The sequence below is a fragment of the Paenarthrobacter sp. NPDC089322 genome (genome assembly GCF_040684895.1).
Lineage (GTDB): Bacteria > Actinomycetota > Actinomycetes > Actinomycetales > Micrococcaceae > Arthrobacter.
In genome coordinates, this window is record NZ_JBFBGW010000003.1 from 58,565 (window position 1) to 78,510 (window position 19,946).

Genomic DNA, 19,946 nt, shown 5'->3' on the forward strand with positions numbered 1-19,946 from the left:
CCGGTCTCCACGGCACTGCGGGCTTGGCGCAGCCGCACAGCGGGCTATTCAGCAGGCAGGAACTCCTCGAGCGGAATGCCGGGATCGGTGAGCCGGCTGACGTCGACGTCGACCCTGCCCGAAATCAGCGCCTTGATGGGCTTCTGGACCCGCCGCTGGTTCACGCTCATCCCCGCAACGACTTCGCCATGATCCGTTCTTCCGTCCCGCATCCAGAATGCGATGAAGCTGCCGTCGTCAAGCGAGCCGCGAAGCACCGGTGACACGCCGGCTGCCAGCGAGGGAAAACCCGAATACTCCATGCTCAGCGTGAACTGATCCGTGTAGAAATAGGGAACGACGTCGAGGGTCGCCTCCTGCCCCAGCATGGCCTTGGCCGCCACTTTCCCGCCGTTGAGGGCGTTCGCCCAGTGCTCACTGCGATGGTGCTCGCCGGTGAAGGGATGCAGTGCATTGGCTACATCACCTGCAGCATGCACATCCGCCGCGCTGGTGCGCAGCGAGGCGTCCACCAGGATCCCGTTGTCCAAAGCAAGCCCGGCCTTCCCGGCTACCGAAGTATCGGGGACCACGCCCACGGCAATGATCACCAGGTCCGCCGGCAGGGTCTCGCCTGCGCTGGTGCGTACCGCGACGACCCGGCCATTCTTTCCGTCAATTCCTGCTGCGCTCGCCGGCAGCAGGAAGCGGACCCCTTCGTCCTCGTGCAGTTTCCGGAAGTACGTGCCAAGTTCCGGACCTACGGCGGCACTGAGTGGAATGTCCTCCAAGCCCATCAGGGCAACATCATTGCCGTAGCTGCGGGCGGCCGCGGCCAGCTCCATGCCGATCCAACCGGAGCCCACCATGACAACTCTTTGTCCGCCCTCCCTGAGGAGTGCTTGCAACCTCAGGCTGTCCTCGAAGGTCCGGAAGGTCATCACTCCTTCCAGGTCCATGCCGGGAAGTGGAATCCGGCGGGGTTGGGCGCCGGTCGCGACAAGCAGCTTGCCATAGCCAAGGCCCTGGCCGTCGCGCAACGTGACGGAGTGGCTTGTCGTGTCGATTCCAACCACCGGGTTGCTGATCCGTAGGTCTACGTCGTTTTCCGCATACCAAGCGGCGGGCACGACTGAGACCTTCTCTTCGTCTTCCTTGCCCAGGAGGAACTCCTTGGACAGCGGTGGCCGGAGATACGGGACCCTGTCCTCGGCTGACAGCATGGTAATTGGTCCCTGGAACCCTTCGGACCGCAAGGTCTTTGCAGCTGTGGCGCCGGCAAGACCGCCGCCGGCGATGATCATTCGTTCGCTTGCCATGTCGACTCGATTCTAAAACCAGTAACTTTGACTTTAGAAGGCGCCTGTCCGTCAGTCAAGCAATTCCAAGGTTCCACTCAAGGGAATTTAACGCCCCCCTTGCTGCGTTAGCTAGAATGGATTGGCGCGCCGAATGCCCCCAGCAGGGCACAGCGCCACAAGCACCCAAACCCAAACCATAGAAAGCCAGCATGCGAGTACTTGCAGCAATGAGCGGTGGAGTCGATTCCGCCGTAGCAGCCGCCCGCGCCGTCGAGGCCGGTCATGACGTCGTTGGGGTGCACCTCGCGTTGTCGCGGATGCCGGGCACCCTGCGTACGGGAAGCCGGGGCTGCTGCACCATCGAGGACTCCCGCGATGCGTGGCGTGCTTGTGATGTCCTGGGCATTCCCTACTATGTGTGGGACTTTTCGGAACGCTTCAAGGAAGACGTCGTCCAGGATTTCATCGACGAATACGCGGCTGGACGAACCCCCAATCCGTGCATGAGGTGCAACGAGCGGATCAAGTTCGCGGCGTTGCTGGAGAAGGCAATTGCCCTGGGATTTGATGCCGTGTGCACCGGGCACTACGCGAAGGTCATCGAGGACGCGGACGGAAACCGTGAGTTGCACCGTGCTGCGGACTGGGCCAAGGACCAGAGCTACGTCCTCGGTGTCCTCACCCACGAACAGCTGAAGCATTCCATGTTCCCGTTGGCAGACACGCCGTCCAAGGCCGAGGTCCGGGCGGAAGCGGAGCGGCGCGGCCTGTCCGTGGCGAACAAGCCGGACAGCCACGATATTTGCTTTATCTCCGACGGTGACACGCGTGGCTGGCTGGCAGAAAAGATCGAGATGACCACGGGCGACATCGTGGATGAGACGGGCGCGAAGGTCGGGGAGCACCCCGGAGCGAACGCCTTCACCGTGGGCCAGCGCCGTGGTTTGAAGTTGGGCACTCCCGCTGCGGACGGCAAGCCCCGTTTTGTCCTTGAGATCCGGCCCAAGGAAAACAAGGTAGTCGTTGGCCCCGAGGCCCTTCTGGCCATCGACGAGATCCGCGGTATCAAGGTGTCGTGGGCGGGCCTGCCCATTACAGAGGTGGCCACTGGAGCCGACTTCGAATGCCATGCCCAAGTCCGGGCTCATGGGGATCCCGTTCCGGCGCGCGCCCGGGTGGAACTGAAGGCAGATGAGACCGGCGTTGAGCGCGCAGAGTTGGTGGTCACGCTCACGGATTCACTTCGTGGCGTAGCACCCGGACAGACCGTTGTGCTGTACCAAGGCAGCCGTGTGCTCGGCCAAGCGACAATCGACGCCGCGCGCTCCCTGCAGAGGGCAGCGCTCTAGGAATCATTGCCTCCGGATTGGCCCGCCCCCATACTGGCCTAAGCAGCGCAACCGCTGCCGTGTGTTGGGGTGCGCATTCGGGACGGCGATGACTGTGGCATTTCCTAAGAAGGGCCCGGGAGACATCAAGGCCGGGCAGATGGTCTCCGTGACAGTCCTGGCTGAAGGGCCGATCGGCGTCGGAGGCTTGCCGCCCCTCACGGCCCAGGTCCGGATACCCGTGGAGCGGCTGCGGCGCGGGCCAACCGGTCATCGCTACGCGATACACATCAGGAAGTGGCGCGGCACCACGGTGTCCCCGGTCAGCTTGACCCTGCAGGGAGATCCGTGGCACCTGGTCTCCCAAGTGCCGCCCCAGGACCTCCGGGAACTCCTGGACGATACCCGGTTCCTCGCCCAGCACGTGTACGGCGTGGCGATGAGCACCCTGGATATCTTCGAGTCAACGCTAGGGCGACGCATGCCTTGGAACCCGGAAGGCAGGGTGGTCCTCAAGGCCAGGGACCGTGTGACTGCCACAGAGACGGGTTACGAGCGGGGGACCAACGTCATCCGCTTCGGTTCCGTGGACCGCATGGGATACAAGGTTCCCACTGCGCTTTACAGGGACATCGTGGCCCATGAAGTCACCCATGCCATTCTCGACGGGTTCCGGCCGGCGTGGGCAGACCAGTTGGCAACGATGGAGCAGCTTGCCATGCATGAAGCTTTGGCCGACCTGGTTGCCATCCTGTCCGTGTTTTCCTCCCGGGAAGTAGTCTTCCGGCAGCTTGAGGCGGCCGCGGGTTGCTTCCAGGCCGGGGAAGTAGTGGACGATGACCTTCTGCTGCGGTCACTTTTCGACTTCGCCCGGGACTTGTTTGCCCGCGGTCCTCTGCGCGAGCCCTTCGTGGGGGCAATTCCGGACAATTGGCAGGAATTGCCCGAACCCCATGCCCGCGGGGCTGTTGTGGTCGGGGCGGTGCTGCGCGCTGTGCAGCGGTTGTGGTCCGAAAGGAATACCCGCTTCGGCGATCATCAGAGCCTGCAGCAGAAGGCCGAATCAGGCTCGATTGTCGCCACGAGGGTCTTGCGCATGGTCATCCGCGGTCTGTCCTACATGCCGCCGGTGGACGTCGGCTGGCGGGACCTCCTGCGCGGAATCGTCGCGGCGGACCTCGACATGGTTCCGGAGGACAACTACGGCTACCGGGATGCCATCCAGGCGGAGTTCTCCGCTATCGGCATCCGACGGGTTTCCCTGCACAACATCAGCGGCGTGGACAACTACCAGGGCCTTCGATATCCGATCCGGTTGTCGGCATTGGGGTCTGATCCGCAGGAAGTCCAGCGCTTCGTCTGGGAGAACCCCCGCCTCCTGGATGCTGCCCGGCTCGAGCGACGCACGCCATTGAGTTCCACGCGGGTACGCACCTCGGAACGGGTATCGCCGGACGGTTTCATCATTTCCGAAATCGGGGCTTCATTTATCCAAACGGTTCGGATGAGCCGCAAGGAGGCTTATGTCCGGCTTGGCTTGAAGACACGCCGCGACTATGTGGATATCCGCGGCGGTGGGCTGCTCAGGTTCGACGCCGGTGGCCGGCTGGTCTATGCAGCGCTAAAGCCGGTCATGGATCGGGAACGCCAAGGGCTGTTGTTTGGTTCCGACCAGCACCACGATGCGGAAGAAGCGGCTTCCTCCGGAGTCAGGGACAAGTTCCACGGAACCGGCGAATAGGCCGCGCCACGAAACCGAGCCTTCCCGAAGGCAGCGGGAGGTGATCCGCGCCGCCGGTCAGCTTCCCCACGCGGCCTTGCGTGCCGCCGTCGTGCCTTCCAATTGGGCCACTTGGTCGAAACCGCCGGCCTTCAATCCCTTGCTGACAAGCTTCAGGATCTCGGCGCGACCTGCCGTGCCGTCACTCTGGACCGACTTCAGGAAGTGGTAGGTGAAGGCTCCGTTGTAGCGGCCATTAATCGGCGCGTCGGCTGCGGTCTGGTCCGAGCGGCAAGCAGCCATCAACACCGGCCTGGACAGCTTGGCGGCCTTGACCATGTCCCGGAGGGTACGGGTGTCATTGAACTCGTTGGCGATAACAGCCCGGGGTGTCGGGGCGGGCAGGAAGCGCGGCCGCCGCCCTGGCAGCAGGTCCAGCGACTTCAGGCCCGTGCCGCTATGGCAAGTGTCCAGGATAACGTCCATGAGCACTCCCTCGGGCAACCGGGTGAAGAGCGTCGCCAGTTCATCGTCGGAGATGACAGTGTCCGGGTCCCACGCGTCGCCGGCGTTGTTGATGTCGTAGCAGGCGAAGGCCTCATCCAGCCGGTCCGCTTCGTCCCCGCTGGTGTCCGGTACCTGGGTGCCGTGGCTGGAGAAGGTAAGAACCAGGTGTTCCGAGCTGCCATCCACGGCTCCGTCCACCAGCTTGTTGAGTTCGCTCATCACCGCCTTCTTGGTGGCCTTCGCATCACGGAGGACGGTGATGCCGGCTGGCGCGAAACCATACTTCGCTTCCAGGATGGAGGCCATGTCCTCTGCGTCGTTGACACATCCCTGAAGCCAGCTGGATTGGGGAAGATACTTGAACTTGTTGATGCCTACACAGAGGGCTGCCTTGCTCATGCGCCTCTCCTTCCGACTCGGGACCAAAGATATTCCCGTAGCCCTCCGGAGGCAATGCCTTCCGCCCCTGGGGCAAAGCTACTCGTAGGTAAATTTTGTGTCTCAAATCACAATTTCAAGGCTTCGTGAGGCTCGAAGTCTGATTGAATCGTGGAACCAAGAGTGCTCGCTGCCACAAATATCCCACGGCGGCGCGCCGAATCCATCGAACAGAAGGTTCATCAGATGGCACTGAACAAGAAGGCCCTGCATGGCGTTATCGCGCTCGCGGGCGTTTCCGCACTCGCCTTAACGGCATGTACGGGGCCCTCGGGCGGCGGTTCTTCGTCCGCCCCCGCTGCCGGGGGCCCGATCGCCTACGGCACCACAGACAAAGTCACGGCCTTGGACCCGGCAGGGTCCTACGACAACGGTTCGTTCATGGTGATGAACCAGATCTACTCTTTCCTCTTGAACTCCAAACCCGGCAGCGCGGAACCCGTTCCGGACCTGGCAGAGTCGTCGTCGTTCACGGCACCCACTGAATACACGGTGAAGCTCAAGACAGGGCTCAAATGGGCCAACGGAAACACCTTGGACTCCAAGGACGTAAAGTTTTCCTTCGACCGGCAAGTCGCCATCAACGACCCCGCCGGGCCGGCATCGCTGCTGGCCAATATCGAGAGTGTTACCGCTCCGGATGCCAACACTGTAGTGTTCAAGTCCAAGCTGGCCAATGACCAGACCATCCCGTTCATACTCAGCAGCCCCGCAGCGCCGATCGTCGACGATGAAGTCTTTCCGGCAGACAAGGTCCTGGCCGACGACGACATCATCAAAGCCAAGGCCTTCCACGGGCAGTACACCATCGACAGCTACAAGAAGAACGAACTGGTCAGCCTCAAGGCGTTCCCCGACTACCAGGGGGTGCTGGGCAAGCCGGCCAACGATGAAGCCACCATCAAGTACTACGCCAGCCCCACCAACCTGAAACTGGATATCCAGCAGGGCAACCTGGACGTCGCCTTCCGGAGCCTGAGCGCCACGGACGTGGATGACCTCAAAAAGGATTCCAAGGTGAAGGTCCTGACCGGGCCGGGTGGCGAGATCCGGTACATCACCTTCAACTTCGACACCATGCCGTTCGGAGCCAAAACCCCGGACGCAGACCCCGCAAAGGCCCTTGCCGTCCGGCAAGCCATAGCCAACCTCGTGGACCGGGAAGCCATCGCCGACCAGGTTTACAAAGGCACCTACCTCCCGCTGTGGTCCAACGTGCCAAGCGGCTTCCTCGGTGCCAACGAGTCCTTCAAGGACGCATACGGTGACGCGGGCAAGCCGAGCCTCGACAAAGCCAAGAAGGTGCTGGCCGACGCGGGCATCACCGCGAAAGTGGTGCTGAACCTGCAGTACAACCCGGACCACTACGGCGGATCGTCAGGCGACGAATACGCCATGGTCAAGGAACAGCTGGAGAAGTCCGGCCTGTTCACGGTCAACCTGCAGTCCACGGAATGGGTTACTTACACCAAAGCCAGCCGCGCCGATGAGTACCCGCTGTTCCAGTTCGGTTGGTTCCCCGACTTCAGCGATGCGGACAACTACCTGACCCCGTTCTTCCCCAAGGGCGGCTTCCTGAACAACCACTACAACAACGAAACCGTGAATCAGCTCATCAGCAAAGAGCTGACAGAGGCCGACAAGTCGGCACGTGAAACGGCCATCAAGGACGTCCAAAATGCCCTCGCCAAGGACATTTCCACGCTGCCGCTGCTCCAAGGCGCGCAGGTTGCCATCGCAGGCAGCAGCGTAAACGGCGTCGACAAGACGCTGGATGCATCCTTCAAGTTCCGCCTCGGAACCATTTCCAAGTAGCCATGCCGTGGGGAGGCGGGACACCCATCCGGTGTCCCGCCTCCTTTGCTGACACCTATCGTCGTCGGCGCCCACCAGCCAGTCCCGCGCAATCCACGGGCAGGAATCACAGGTAACAATGACAACACTCGTAGACGTACCGGACGCCGAGCCCGGCGTCGTAGCACCCAAGAGCAAGTCCAGGTCCGGGGGAGGCCTGGGGAAATACATCGTGGTCAGGTTCTTCCTGATCATTCCCACGGTCTTCATCCTGGTGACCCTGGTTTTCTTCCTGATGAGGGTCATCGGCGATCCCATCACGGCCGCCCAAGGAGGCCGCCTTCCCCCGGATGTGCTCGCCCAGCGGATTCATGAGGCAGGCTATGACCGGCCCATACTGATTCAGTACTTCGAGTATCTGGGCCAACTTTTGACCGGCAACTTCGGCACCACCATCACGGACCGTCGTCCTGTTGTGGAGGTGCTGACCACCTTTGGCGCAGCCACCCTCGAGTTGTCGATCAATGCCTTGATCGTCGCGCTCGCCGTGGGCATCCCGTTGGGCCTCATTGCGGCTCAACACCGGGACAAGACGACGGATGCCATCCTGAGGTTCTTCGCGATCCTTTGCTATGCCACGCCCGTATTCTTCTCCGGTTTGCTGCTCAAGCTGACCTTTTCGGTGTGGCTCGGGTGGTTTCCCGTGGCTGGCCGGTCGGGCACACGGACAGAACTGGCCATGAGCAACCTGGCGGCCCCATCGGGAATCTACTGGCTTGACGCCCTCCGCAGCGGAAATTTCACGGCACTCGGTGACGTTGCTTCCCACGCCGTCCTCCCGGCCGTCGCCTTGGGCTTGCTGACCGCCGGAGTCTTCCTCCGGTTGGTTCGCACCAACGTGATCGGCACGCTTGGCAAGGACTACGTGGAAGCAGGGCGCTCCCGGGGAGTGAGCGAATTCCGGCTGCTCACCAAGCACGCCTACAAGCCGGCACTGATTCCCATCATCACCGTGATGGGCCTGCAAATCGCCCTGATGCTCGGCGGCGCCATCCTGACGGAGACAACCTTCGAATGGAAAGGGCTCGGGTACCAACTGGTGCAATACCTGAGCGCCCGTGACTTCGTGGCTGTCCAGGGCATCGTCGTTTTGCTGGCCATCATCGTTGCCGTGACCAACTTCATCGTGGACATCATTGCCGCGCTCATCGACCCGCGAGTGAGGTACTGACCATGAGCACTCCCGAACTGACCGCTCCCAAGCAGCCGCTGTCCTCGCGGCTGCCGGTGGTATCGCACTTGAAAAAGAGCGTGGGCCTCCAAAGGGGCATGCTCGTTGTGGGTGTGGTCCTCAGCGGGCTTTTCCTGCTGACCAGCATATTTGCCCCGCTCCTGGCGCCCTATGGATATTCCCAGCTCAGCGACGCTTCCGGTTCCTTTCCCACGCAGGAGGCTCCGAGCTCGAAACACCTGCTCGGAACCACCGTGGGCGGCTACGACGTCCTGTCGCGGGTAATCTGGGGTTCCCAGACTGCGGTAACCGTCATCGTGGTATCCGTGGCAATGTCACTCTTCCTCGGTGTGGCACTGGGCCTCCTGAGCGGCTACTTCGGCGGCTGGGTGGACCGGATCCTTGTGGTCATAGCTGATGCCATCTACGCCTTTCCCACCTTGCTGCTGGCCATCGTGGTCTCGATCGTCATCAGCAGGGGTCAATCCAGTTTCTGGGGCGGTATCTTTTCCTGTGCGTTCGCCATCACTGTGGTGTTCGTTCCGCAATACTTCCGGGTCATCCGGGCCGAGACCATACGCCTCAAGGCTGAACCCTTCGTTGAGTCGGCCAAGGTCCTGGGTGCGTCCAGCCTGAGGATCATCGGACGGCACATCTTCAAGAACGCCACGCGTACCTTGCCCCTGATGTTCACGCTGAACGCATCGGAGGCAATCCTGACGCTTGCAGGCCTGGGCTTCCTGGGATTCGGTATTGAACCCACCTCTGCTGCCGAGTGGGGTTTCGACCTCAACAAAGCATTGGCGGATACGTCATCGGGCATCTGGTGGACAGGGGTCTTCCCGGGTATCGCCATTGTCCTGACTGTCCTTGGCCTGACCCTGGTGGGCGAGAGCATCAATGACCTCAACGATCCGCGGATTCGTGGACGCAAACGGGCGGGGACACAACCCACGCTCCCCGCGGGACCGTCCACACCTTCAGAAGCAGGCAAGTCATGACCACAAACCTCGGAAACATCGCGGATAAGCCTTCGGCCCGCCAGCCGGTTCTTACGATCGACCGGCTCAAAGTCACCTTCGCCACGGACGCCGGGGACGTCCACGCCGTCAAGGACGTCAGCCTCGACGTGAAGCCGGGCGAGGTCGTGGCAATCGTGGGGGAGTCCGGATCCGGCAAAACGGTCACGGCCAAGACGATCCTTGGCCTGCTTCCCGAAACTGCTGTAAGTTCGGGAGCCGTAGTGATCAACGGCAGCAACGTTATCAGCGTCGGCAAGTCGGCCTTGCGCAACATTCGAGGCAAGGACGTAGCCATGGTCTTCCAGGAGCCCTCCACCGCTCTGAACCCCGTGTTCACCGTGGGATGGCAAATTGCCGAGGGAATCCGTGCTCACGCCAAGGACGGCCGTAAAGTGTCGGCCAAGGAAGCCAGGAGCAGGGCCGTTGAAGCACTGCGAAAAGTGGGGATTCCGGATCCGGAGACCAGGGTCAACTACTATCCCCACCAGTTTTCCGGCGGGCAGAAACAACGGGTTGTCATCGCCGCAGCTTTGGCGCTGAACCCGGGACTTATCGTCGCCGATGAACCGACCACGGCCCTGGATGTCACGGTACAGGCCGAAATCCTGCAACTGCTCCGGGATTTGCGGGACAGCTACGGCACGTCCATTGTGCTCATCACCCACAACATGGGTGTGGTGGCCGACCTCGCCGACAGGGTCGTGGTCATGTACCAGGGCGATGTCGTGGAGGAAGCACCATCGAGGACCCTGTTTGCGGAACCACAACAGGACTACACCAGGAAACTCCTTGCCGCGGTCCCTCACCTTGGACGCAATTCGGCCTCGGAGGGTGCCCGGGGAAGGCTCCATCAGGACGGAAAAATCCTGGTCGAGGCCAGGAACCTCACTATCGAATACCCGGGCCGCTTTGGACGGCATGGGTTCAAAGCCGTGGACGACGTCAGCTTTACCATCTCCGAGAATGAAGTCTTCGGCCTGGTAGGGGAGTCCGGCTCCGGAAAGTCCACCATCGGACGCGCCATTGCGGGCCTTACCCGGGCAACCGGCGGCAGCTTGAAGGTACTTGGCTACGAAATGCTGGACTTCAAGGAACGGACTTTCCGTCCGTTGCGGAAGGACATCGGTTTCGTGTTCCAGGATCCCGCGGCATCCTTCAACCCGCATCTCACCATCGGCGAATGCGTGGCCGAACCCCTGATCATCCACACCAAGCCAAGCGCGGCTGAGGTGAGGAAGAAGGTAGGCGAGCTTCTCGAATCAGTCCAGTTGCCGGCGTCGTACGCCCAGCGCTACCCGCACGAGCTGTCCGGCGGACAGCGGCAGCGGGCCTCCCTGGCGAGGTCGCTGGCCCTCAATCCGCGCCTCCTGATCGCCGACGAGCCGACGTCCGCCCTGGACGTCTCCGTGCAGGCCAAAGTGCTGGACCTCTTCAAGGAAATCCAGGAACACTTTGGATTCGCTGCGCTCTTCATCAGCCATGATCTTGCAGTGGTGGACATGTTGTCCCACTGGGTTGGCGTGCTGTACAAGGGCAGGCTCGTCGAGCAAGGAATAGGCAACCACGTGATGGGTTCGCCCCGGCACGATTACACCAAGAGGCTGATCGCCTCCCTGCCGGTGCCGGACCCTGATGAACAAGCACGACGGCGGGAAGCCCACCGCGCGCTGTTGGGCGGCTAGGGAAGGTCTCCGCGTCCGACAGTGCCGGATCCGGCAAAGTCCGCTCCTCATTCACGAGTGGCGGACTTTGCCGTTCGGTAACACCCGCGGCGGCATGTCCGCGCACAATAGACTGGGGAGCATGACCGAGCAGAACAATGCCCTCCCCGAAGACGCCGAATCCTTCAACCCGGCTGCGAGTTCCCTGGCTGGCCAAGTGGACCGCGCCATCATGGATGAGCTCTTGTCCATCCGGTCCAGCATCGACAACATCGACGCTACGCTTGTCTTCCTGCTCGCCGAGCGGTTCAAGGCAACCCAAAAGGTGGGCATCCTCAAGGCTACCCATAAGCTGCCTGCGGGGGACCCGGGGCGGGAAGCAGCCCAGATTTCCCGTCTTCGCCGTCTTGCCGAAGACGCACACCTGGATCCGGCCTTTGCCGAGAAATTCCTGAACTTCATCATCAGCGAAGTGATCCGCCACCACGAGGCCATCGCGGAGGACCACCAGATTTCCAACCAGCAGGCGTAGCGGATGACGGCTGTCAACGGGAAACGGGCCAGCGCGACCGCATTGGGTCCATGGCCGGGTAACGATCCCGCGGAGGCAATTCGTACGATCCGCGGCGAATTGGGGGATCCCCATGTTCCGTTCCTGCCTGAATTTCCGGACCGCGGAGTGGGGTCGGACGCTGTGGGACGTACGGGCTCCCTCCTGGCAGAACTCGCCATCGACGTGCAGCCGCACGGATGGCGGCTCGTGGACAGGCCGGGGAAAGACGTTCGACGAGCACAATCCGCACTGGCGACAGACATCAACATCCTGGCCGACGTCGCGGGTGCGGAAGAAGTTCCCGCCGCAGAGGTCAAGATCCAGCTGCTCGGTCCGATGAGCCTCGCTGCCGGGCTTTACCTGCACAACGGTGAGAGGGCACTGCTCGACTACGGTGCGCGCCGGGACATTGCCGAATCGTTGGCGGCGGGGGTCGCAGAGCATTTACGCCGCGTCGCAGCGGCGGTCCCCGGTGCCGGAATTGTCGTTCACCTGGACGAGCCGGACATCGCTGCCATCATGGGCGGAACCATCCCGACGGCGAGTGGTTACCGCACGTTGCGGTCCGTCCCCGGCGAGGAAATCACCGGAGCGTGGCGGCTGGTGATCGAGGCACTCAAGGCTGCGGGCGCCGTCGAAACCGTGGTGTCCGTGCCCGAGATCGAGGCCCCTATCGAGCGGATCCTGGCAGCCGGCGCGGACGGCGTCGCTGTGCCGCTGAAGGCCTTGACCACCCGCCAATGGGAGCAACTTGCTGCGGCTGTCGAAGCCGGGAAACGCGTGTGGGCCGGTGCGCTGCCTACAGCCGAGGCCGACGCGAACCTGCCCCGGACCGCCGACGTCGTGGAGACCATCTGGAAGCCATGGCGCCAGCTTGGCCTGCCGGCATCAGCCCTGGCAGGACTCCGGGTGACGCCCTCAACCGGTTTGGCGCACTTGAAGCCGTCCAGCGCCAAGCAGGTACTTACCCGGCTGACACAGGTTGCGGACGGCTTGGATCAACTGGCGCAAGGCTAATCCGGGCGGGTGTGGTTGCCGGTTTCGGTCAGTTGCCGGGCGCGGCAGACTCCCGGACGGACGCGGCCGGACAGAGCCGGCGCCCGCCAAAGGGCTACACCCGCTGTTCCCAGCGGTCCGGTTCGGCGTAGCGCGGGAGCCCCGTGCCTGACGCCGTTCCGGGCAGGTACGGAGCCAGTCGATAGTCAAAACGGCCCGCATAAACGAGCACCAACCCGATCTGCGGTTGGATGACTTTGACTTGGATGCGGTGCTTGCGTTCCGCTTCATCCCACCACTGCTCCGCATATGCCCGCGCATCCAGTGCCGCCGGCAGCGGAATACGGAGGGGACCCAGGAACAGGCGGCTGGCTTTAGACACGCCGCGCAGCCTTCCTGCCGGCGTGACGCTGAGTTCCAAGTCGGTGACAAGGCGCCGGTAGCGGCCTACGTGGTCCACCAGTCGGGCGCGGGAGGGGGCGTCTGCTGTTCCTGACGTTGAAACCGATCCGTCCGTCGGCGTCACAACAGCGCTGGTGGTGTCGTGGAACAGGCGGGTCCCGGACGGGAAGTAGATTTCACGGCGTGCAGTGATTGCCGGCCTTCCAAAAGGATCCACGTGGGCGTGGTTTTCAATGCGGAACGGGATGCCTTCGCCGTATTCGGGGAAAAAAGCTTCTTCGCTGCCGGTCAGGGCAAGCAGGGGGCGTAACCACTTTTGCCGGCAGCCGACAACGTCGAAAAAGCCTTCCCCGATTCCATAGGAACCGGATCCGGCAGCCAAGGAGAAATACTCCTGGAGCTGCGGGGTGAGCTTGGCGAAATCATTGCCGAGGGCTAGCTGGTAGATAGGGATGTTCATTGGAGGTCCTTCCTAGAGCCGGCCGGCAGCTTTTAGCCGGATGTAAGTATCGGCAAGCAAAGGCGGGACTTCAAGCGGTTCCGCGTCCACCACTTCGGCTCCGAGCTGGCGCAACTGGGCCGTGACGGCGGCCCGCTCGAGCAAGGCGCGCTCCGCAGCGGCGGCTCGGAAGACCTGGCTTGCCGTGGAGCGCTCCTCCTTCATCGCCGACAACAAGGGATCCCGCACGGAGGCAACCACCACCACATGCTGTTGGGCCAACCGGGCAACCATGGGGAGAAGGCCTTCTGCGGGGGCGCCGCCGTCGAGGGCCGTCAAAAGCACGACGAGTGAGCGGTGCGCCGAGACGGCACGCACCTGCCCGGGGATCTGTTGCCAGTCCAACTCGATCAGTTCCGCCTCCAACGGTGCCATGGCCTGCACGAGTTGGCCCAGCAGATTACCTTTCGACGCCGATTCAACGCGGGCACGCAGCCTGCGGTCGTAGGCAAGGAAATCAACACGGTCCCCGCCGCGTTCAGCGAGTACGGCAAGCAGCAGCGCAGCTTCGATGCCCGTATCGAGCCTGGGCTCGTCCTCGATCCTGGCCGCCGCTGTCCGAGAGGTGTCGAGGACGATAACGACGCGACGATCGCGTTCGGGACGCCAGGTCCGCACCACTACCGAGGTCCGGCGGGCAGTTGCACGCCAATCAATGGAGCGGACATCGTCGCCGCGCACGTAGTCGCGAAGCGAATCGAATTCCGTTCCCGCACCGCGGATCTGGACTGCGGCTTTGCCGTCCAATTCACGCAGCTTCCTCAGCTTGGAGGGCAAATGGCGTTTGGAATGGAAGGGCGGAAGCACCCTTAGCCGTCCGGGCAGCGGTCGGGTACGTTGCCGGGCGGCCAGCCCCAGGGGTCCGTAGGAGCGGATGGTGACATGGGGACTTTGAACGTCGCCCCGGCGCCGGGGGATCAACGTCACGGCCAAGCGGCGGCGTTCGCCTGCCGGGACCTTGAGCCACTGCACCGGGTTTGTGGCGCCCGCTGACGGCTGCCAAGCGTCACGGACAGTAGCCCTCAGCGTTCGCCGGGTGGCGTTGGTGACCGAGACAATCGCGTCAACCTGGCTTTCCAGGGTGACGTTGCCTGGTTGACGGCGTTCCAGGCCCAGCTTGGCAGGAGATACAGCCAGCAAGAGGTCCGCCACCACGAGCAAGAGCAGGGCGGAGACCACCCACAAGACGGTGCTCCACGCGGGGAAGAGCACCAGGGGCGCCAGCCCGACGAAGGCGAGAACTACGAAGCGACCCGTGATGGCCATTCAGGACACCTTCGCTGCAGGTACTGGGTGCAGGATCAATGCGGCACCGGCACCATCAACGCGGCACCGGCACTGAGGCCAGGATGCTGCCGAGCACGTCATCAACATGGATGCCGTCCATTTGCGCCTCGGGACGGAGCCCGACGCGGTGCCGCAGGCAAGGCAGCGACAAAGCCTTGACGTCGTCCGGCGTCACGAAGGTCCTTCCCGAGAGCCAGGCCCACGCCTTGGAGGTGTTCAGCAAGGCGGTTGCACCGCGGGGAGAGACGCCGAGCTGGAAGGACGGAGCGGATCGCGTAGCCCTGGCAACATCCACGATGTAGGCCAGTATTTCCGGGGCAACCACTACTTGTGCCACTGCGGCACGAGCCTTTTCAAGCTCGCGCGCGCCGGCAACGGGACGCACTCCTGCGGCCGACAGGTCACGGGGGTCAAAACCGTCCGCGTGACGCCGGATCACCTCGATCTCTTCCTCCCTGCCGGGCAACGGCATGGTCAGCTTAAGCAGGAAGCGGTCCAGTTGCGCCTCGGGCAGGGGATAGGTTCCTTCGTATTCGACGGGGTTTTGCGTTGCCGCAACAATGAACGGGGCCGGGAGCGGCCGGGAAACTCCGTCCACCGAAACCTGGCGCTCTTCCATGGCTTCAAGGAGCGAGGCTTGGGTCTTCGGCGGAGTTCGGTTGATTTCATCTGCCAGCAGGATGTTGGTGAAGACAGGACCCTCCCGGAAGGTGAATTCCGACGTGTGCGTGTCATAGACCAAGGAGCCCGTGACGTCACCGGGCATGAGGTCAGGGGTGAACTGGACGCGTTTCGTGTCCAGGCTCAGAGCGGTTGACAGCGCCCTGACCAGCAAGGTTTTGGCGACGCCGGGTACCCCCTCCAAGAGCACGTGTCCGCCACAGAGAAGGGCGATGAGCATGCCGGTGACCGTGGGATCCTGGCCAACCACGGCCTTTCCCACCTCATTGCGGACGTTCAGCAATGAATGCCGGGCCGGGTCGTCGAGTGATCCGCGGGAGGCGCCACGGTGGGATTCGTCCACGTGCGCCGACGTGGCACCGGAGTATCCGGTGTTACTGTCCGTATAGTTGTTCGGCTGGTGGCTCATCGGGCCGTAGCCTCCTGTTCTATTCGTTCCATCTGTTGTGCCCACTGCACCAGGTGTCCTTCTGTTTGTGGTGTGACATCCAGCAGGAGTGTCCGCAGTTCCGGGGACGGCCGGGTGGAATGCCTGGCCACCGCATCCACAATGGACTCCGCCGTGGCATCGGCTCCGAGGTTGAAGTGCCTGGCCAACCGCGCCAGGGCGCCGGCCCTCAAGTTATCCGCAGCGCGTTGAACTGCGCGGGAATCCTGATACAGGCGTGCGCGGCCTTCCGCGGTTTCGGCTGCCTGGACCACCACCGGGAGGGGTTCAAAAACCAAGGGTCCAAGACGTCGGCCTCTCCACACGATCGCCAGGATGGCCACAAAGGCAAGCCATGGCCCGACAAAGGCCAACCACGCAGGGGCCAACTCATTCAGCGTTGGCGCTGACCTATCGGCTGCGATGTCCGTGGCGCCGGGCAAATACCAGATCAGCTCGCTGGTGCTGCCCAGGGTCCTGAACGCAAGGGCGGCATTTCCCTCATCGTCCAAGTGTTCGTTATCCAGCAACTCCTGGCTTCCCAGCACGATGACGTTGCCATCCTCCGACGCTGCATAAAGGCCAGGCCCATCGCTTCGTGTCGGGTAGCACACCCCGGGGCCAATGTAGACGGGACCCTGGGCTGAAACGGGACCTGCCGCTTCGGCATCCTCGTCTGCACAGCCCGGTTCGAGGACGTTTGTTGCTTCCGGGACGACGCCGCCGGGACGGAGATCTTCGTCGAGTCCGGTCAGTGTGCGGAGTCTCGGCGCAACGACAACGACTCGATTGGCGGCCTTTTTCAGATCCTCAAGCTGTTGCCCGGCGAGGAAGCCCTTGGGGTCGTAGAGCAAAAGAGTAGTATCCCCCGAGCCCGCAAGCTCAGCCAACGTCTCTTGGTGGCTGTCCGTTGCAGTGACCGCCACCCCACGCGCACGGAGGATCTCGGCTACGGCCATGCCGCCGTCCGGCGCAGGATTATGAGCTGAGAGAGGACGTGCGTCATCCGGCGCTGAGAACCGGTTAACCACCAGAAAAGTCGCAAGAGCTGCAAACAGGAGCCCGATGCCGATCCACGTCAGGTGCCTCCGGAACCAGCTCCGGAATCCTGAGGCCCGGGCTGGTGGTGCTTCTGGTTCGCGGGTTTCTGCGCCAAGTGTCATCGGGGCACCGCGAACCCGTGCCGGCTATGAGCCTCGAAATCGGGTGTCAGGTTCAAAAGCTCGCTGTCCAGGAGCCGCACCGTGTCATAGTCTTCGCGGGTCGCGGCCTGTTTACCGTAGCGGACGGCGTCGAATAGATGGGCGGCGTCATCGAGTCGTGTTTGGGCAGCCTCGAACACCTGGCCCAAGTGGACCGCCGCCTCATCAGCAGTACGGCCGGCCCGGGACTCAATGATGTCCCGCTCCTCGGCGGAACGCACCAATGCACGGAATTGTTCGACGACGGCCGCGGGCCAGTCGCCGTTCCCGGCCGCATCCCTTGCAAGCTTCCGATAAGCAGACGCGTCAACGACCGGTTCTTTGCCGTAGATCCCGGCAGCAGCGGACTTCCGCCGCGCATTCAAGCGTGGCCGGACGACGAGGACGGCTACGACTATGAGGACAACCGCCAGGGCAATGATGACGGGAACAGCGAAATTGGCACCGTCGACTGTCCCGTCGCCCCCTAGGGAATCAAGCCACTCCAGGAAGTCGCGCCATAGCTGGTCAATCCAGCTGGGGCGGGCTTCCGGATACTTCGGCTTCGACAACTCCTCCTCTGCCCAGCGCCTGGCTTCTTCACGATCCGGGGTTATCGGCGGCTCGAAGCGGCCAAGCGCCTGGACACGTTGGAACGGGACTGCCTTCATGCGGTAGGCCAGGAACCTGGAGGGGTGCCGGGAGCATGGCCTGCGGAAGGAGGCCATGTGTTTCCTTGGGCCGGGGCCTGACTGCCCGGGATTCCCTCGGGATCGGCTCCCGTTTCCATCAGGCGCATGAACTCGACATCCAGTCCATCGCGTCGCATCCGGAGATCCATGTAGATCAGGGCCGAGACCGATGTTTGGAAAGCGAACGTCACTGAACCGACCAGGGCCCCGATGACCATCGATATCACTGTTGTGACCACCATGGTGGAGGTGATGGTTTCCGGGTCGGGGTGTGGAGTAACTACCGCGCCGATGGCCGTGGCAGCCAGGGAGACCGGAATCTGGACGATCTGCGCAATGATTCCCACCATCAAGCTCACCACGAGCGTGATTCCGAAGATGCGCCACCAGTTGTTCTTGGTCAGGTGCCAGGACCGCAGCAGTCCGTCGTAGACCCCGAGCCGTTCGACCACGATGGCCGCAGGGGCAAACATGAGCTTCAGGCCGATCCAGAGGAACACCACCACGCCACCAAGGCCCAGGGGGAAGACGATCACGAGTGCGACAGGACCCATCGCAGTGAACAACAGCACGGCTATACCGACGACGGCGGCCACAGCCAGCAGGCCGGCGAAGGTCAGGAGCGCGGCAACGCCCAACAAAGCCGGAATCCGGCCGGCGGCCAGCTTCCACATCTGCTTGAAACCCGTACGGCGGTTGAGGACCGAGCGGGAGACCGGGACAACCATGACGCCTTGGAGAACCGCCCCGAGGAACCCGACAAGAAGGGAAACCCCAAGCGCGCCGGCAACGATCGCTATGAACGGACCCAAAAACTCATCGAATTCCGCCGTCGTTTCCACTGTTTCCAGTGACTCCGCCACTTGGAGCATTGCCACGGTGACAATGCCCAACAAGGCTGCGGCGATCGCCTGCACAATCAATGCCGAACCGAACATCGATGCAGCGTTCCGGCGAATGGTCTGGAACGAACCGTCGAGTATCTCGCCGAACTGCAGGGGCCGTAGAGGGATGATTCCGGGCTTGGGCGGAGCAACGTACAGCGGCTGCCCGTAAACCGGGTTACCCGGCCAGCCAGGAGTCGGTTGCCCTTGCCAGAATTGACCGCCGCCTTGCCCGGCGGGCCACCCAGGTTGCCCGCCCCATTGCGGTTGGCCGCCCCACCCCGGCTGACTGCCCGGATATGGCTGCTGGCCGTGCTCTGGCTGTGACACGATTTCCTCCCCACGAGACCCGGTCCGTCGACATCCGACGTCCCCCATACGGACCGTCGCCCCCAGCCTATAGTCCCGTCGTCGTCGCTCCTAGCCCGGACCTGTTACGGCACGGTGACAAAGGTGGCGGACAGCAGGAGTGCAGTACGGTGGAACTGCTGGGGGACGCCATGCCGTGCGCCCTGCCCAACACGACAAAGACTTGGGGATAAGGGAATATATAACTATGAAGGCACGCATTCTGGTAGTTGACGACGACGAAGCCCTCGCAGAAATGATTGGCATTGTGCTGCGCAATGACGGCTTCGAGCCCGTTTTCTGCGCAGACGGCGGCCAAGCGCTTGAGGTCTTCCGGTCATCCAAACCAGACTTGGTTCTCCTGGACCTCATGCTGCCAGGCTCGGACGGCATCGAGGTGTGCCGGCAGATTCGAGGCGAGTCTGATGTCCCCATCGTCATGCTGACCGCTAAGTCGGATACCTCGGACGTTGTTCGTGGCCTTGAATCCGGTGCCGACGATTACGTGCCCAAACCTTTCAAACCGGCCGAACTCGTTGCCCGCGTCCGGGCCCGCCTCCGTCCGGGCGAGCAGAAAGCACCGGAAACCTTGCGGATCGCCGACGTGACCATCGATGTTGCAGGACACCTGGTTACGCGCGGGGGAGAGCGCATCTCGTTGACGCCGCTCGAGTTTGACCTCCTTGTTGCCCTTGCCCGCAAGCCATGGCAGGTATTTACGCGCGAGTTATTGCTTGAGCAGGTCTGGGGCTACCGCCACGCCGCGGATACCCGTCTGGTCAACGTCCATGTCCAGCGTCTGCGCTCCAAGATTGAACGCGATCCGGAAGCGCCCGAGGTCGTATTGACGGTGCGTGGTGTCGGGTACAAAGCAGGTTCCTGAGTCACCTGCCGGCAAGACCGGCAACAAAGGCGCGGACCAGGGATCCGGCAGTCTTGAAAGTACCGGTGCCCGGCAGCAGGCTCCGGTAACTTCGACGGCGGCAAAGTCACCGGAGCCGGGCTCGGCGGCACG

Annotated in this window: 17 protein-coding genes; 9 read left to right on the forward strand and 8 right to left on the reverse strand. The window is 62.8% G+C overall.

Annotated features, from left to right (window positions below; genetic code table 11):
* Nucleotides 1–44 precede the first annotated feature (44 nt).
* Nucleotides 45–1,298 (reverse strand): FAD-dependent oxidoreductase, encoded by a 1,254-nt coding sequence (locus tag AB0N65_RS04285; protein WP_364158161.1) that lies wholly within the window; start codon nt 1,296–1,298, stop codon nt 45–47.
* 209 nt (nt 1,299–1,507) lie between these two features.
* Here AB0N65_RS04285 and mnmA point away from each other — a divergent pair, with 209 nt between their 5' ends.
* Both mnmA and AB0N65_RS04295 read left to right on the forward strand, forming a co-directional pair.
* Nucleotides 1,508–2,629, forward strand: coding sequence for a tRNA 2-thiouridine(34) synthase MnmA (gene mnmA / locus AB0N65_RS04290; protein ID WP_364158832.1), 1,122 nt, complete (start codon nt 1,508–1,510; stop codon nt 2,627–2,629).
* Nucleotides 2,630–2,723: 94 nt separating this feature from the next.
* Nucleotides 2,724–4,349: a hypothetical protein gene (locus tag AB0N65_RS04295; protein WP_364158164.1), complete on the forward strand. Its 1,626-nt coding sequence runs from the start codon at nt 2,724–2,726 to the stop codon at nt 4,347–4,349.
* Between the two features lie 57 nt (nt 4,350–4,406).
* On the opposite strand, the gene AB0N65_RS04300 is transcribed toward AB0N65_RS04295, so the two are convergent.
* Complete coding sequence (locus AB0N65_RS04300) at nt 4,407–5,234, reverse strand: caspase family protein (RefSeq protein WP_364158166.1); 828 nt, start codon at nt 5,232–5,234, stop codon at nt 4,407–4,409.
* A 225-nt stretch (nt 5,235–5,459) separates the two neighbouring features.
* On the opposite strand from AB0N65_RS04300, the gene AB0N65_RS04305 reads away from it, so the two are divergent.
* The 6 genes from AB0N65_RS04305 (at nt 5,460) to AB0N65_RS04330 (ending at nt 12,551) form a co-directional block, all read left to right on the forward strand.
* Nucleotides 5,460–7,088 carry an ABC transporter substrate-binding protein gene (locus AB0N65_RS04305; protein ID WP_364158169.1) on the forward strand — a complete coding sequence of 543 codons (1,629 nt, stop codon included), beginning with the start codon at nt 5,460–5,462 and terminating at the stop codon, nt 7,086–7,088.
* Nucleotides 7,089–7,206: 118 nt separating this feature from the next.
* A complete protein-coding gene (locus AB0N65_RS04310; RefSeq protein ID WP_364158172.1) occupies nt 7,207–8,298 on the forward strand; it encodes an ABC transporter permease in 1,092 nt (363 codons plus the stop codon).
* A 2-nt stretch (nt 8,299–8,300) separates the two neighbouring features.
* Nucleotides 8,301–9,299, forward strand: coding sequence for an ABC transporter permease (locus tag AB0N65_RS04315; RefSeq protein ID WP_364158174.1), 999 nt, complete (start codon nt 8,301–8,303; stop codon nt 9,297–9,299).
* Nucleotides 9,296–11,002, forward strand: a complete 1,707-nt coding sequence (locus tag AB0N65_RS04320) for an ABC transporter ATP-binding protein (protein ID WP_364158177.1) — start codon at nt 9,296–9,298, stop codon at nt 11,000–11,002. The genes AB0N65_RS04315 and AB0N65_RS04320 overlap by 4 nt, the downstream gene beginning before the upstream one ends.
* Before the next feature lie 121 nt (nt 11,003–11,123).
* Complete coding sequence (locus AB0N65_RS04325) at nt 11,124–11,513, forward strand: chorismate mutase (RefSeq protein ID WP_364158179.1); 390 nt, start codon at nt 11,124–11,126, stop codon at nt 11,511–11,513.
* A gap of 3 nt (nt 11,514–11,516) precedes the next feature.
* Nucleotides 11,517–12,551, forward strand: coding sequence for a hypothetical protein (locus AB0N65_RS04330; RefSeq protein ID WP_364158182.1), 1,035 nt, complete (start codon nt 11,517–11,519; stop codon nt 12,549–12,551).
* A gap of 94 nt (nt 12,552–12,645) precedes the next feature.
* On the opposite strand, the gene AB0N65_RS04335 is transcribed toward AB0N65_RS04330, so the two are convergent.
* The 6 genes from AB0N65_RS04335 to AB0N65_RS04360 are packed head-to-tail and all read right to left on the reverse strand — an operon-like array spanning nt 12,646 to nt 18,913.
* Nucleotides 12,646–13,392: a DUF4166 domain-containing protein gene (locus AB0N65_RS04335; RefSeq protein ID WP_364158185.1), complete on the reverse strand. Its 747-nt coding sequence runs from the start codon at nt 13,390–13,392 to the stop codon at nt 12,646–12,648.
* A gap of 12 nt (nt 13,393–13,404) precedes the next feature.
* On the reverse strand, nt 13,405–14,697 hold the full coding sequence (locus tag AB0N65_RS04340) for a DUF58 domain-containing protein (RefSeq protein ID WP_364158188.1): 1,293 nt from the start codon (nt 14,695–14,697) through the stop codon (nt 13,405–13,407).
* A 55-nt stretch (nt 14,698–14,752) separates the two neighbouring features.
* A complete protein-coding gene (locus tag AB0N65_RS04345; protein ID WP_364158191.1) occupies nt 14,753–15,808 on the reverse strand; it encodes a MoxR family ATPase in 1,056 nt (351 codons plus the stop codon).
* Complete coding sequence (locus tag AB0N65_RS04350) at nt 15,805–16,989, reverse strand: DUF4350 domain-containing protein (RefSeq protein ID WP_364158194.1); 1,185 nt, start codon at nt 16,987–16,989, stop codon at nt 15,805–15,807. The genes AB0N65_RS04345 and AB0N65_RS04350 overlap by 4 nt, the downstream gene beginning before the upstream one ends.
* Entirely contained in the window at nt 16,986–17,735 is a 750-nt protein-coding gene (locus tag AB0N65_RS04355; protein WP_364158196.1) for a DUF4129 domain-containing protein, read from the reverse strand. The genes AB0N65_RS04350 and AB0N65_RS04355 overlap by 4 nt, the downstream gene beginning before the upstream one ends.
* On the reverse strand, nt 17,675–18,913 hold the full coding sequence (locus AB0N65_RS04360; RefSeq protein ID WP_364158199.1) for a hypothetical protein: 1,239 nt from the start codon (nt 18,911–18,913) through the stop codon (nt 17,675–17,677). Before AB0N65_RS04360 ends, AB0N65_RS04355 begins: the two co-directional genes overlap by 61 nt.
* 226 nt (nt 18,914–19,139) lie before the next feature.
* On the opposite strand from AB0N65_RS04360, the gene mtrA reads away from it, so the two are divergent.
* The gene (mtrA, locus tag AB0N65_RS04365) at nt 19,140–19,814 is read left to right on the forward strand and encodes an MtrAB system response regulator MtrA (RefSeq protein ID WP_144649950.1); all 675 of its coding nucleotides are present in this window, start codon (nt 19,140–19,142) and stop codon (nt 19,812–19,814) included.
* The last annotated feature ends 132 nt before the right edge of the window (nt 19,815–19,946 follow it).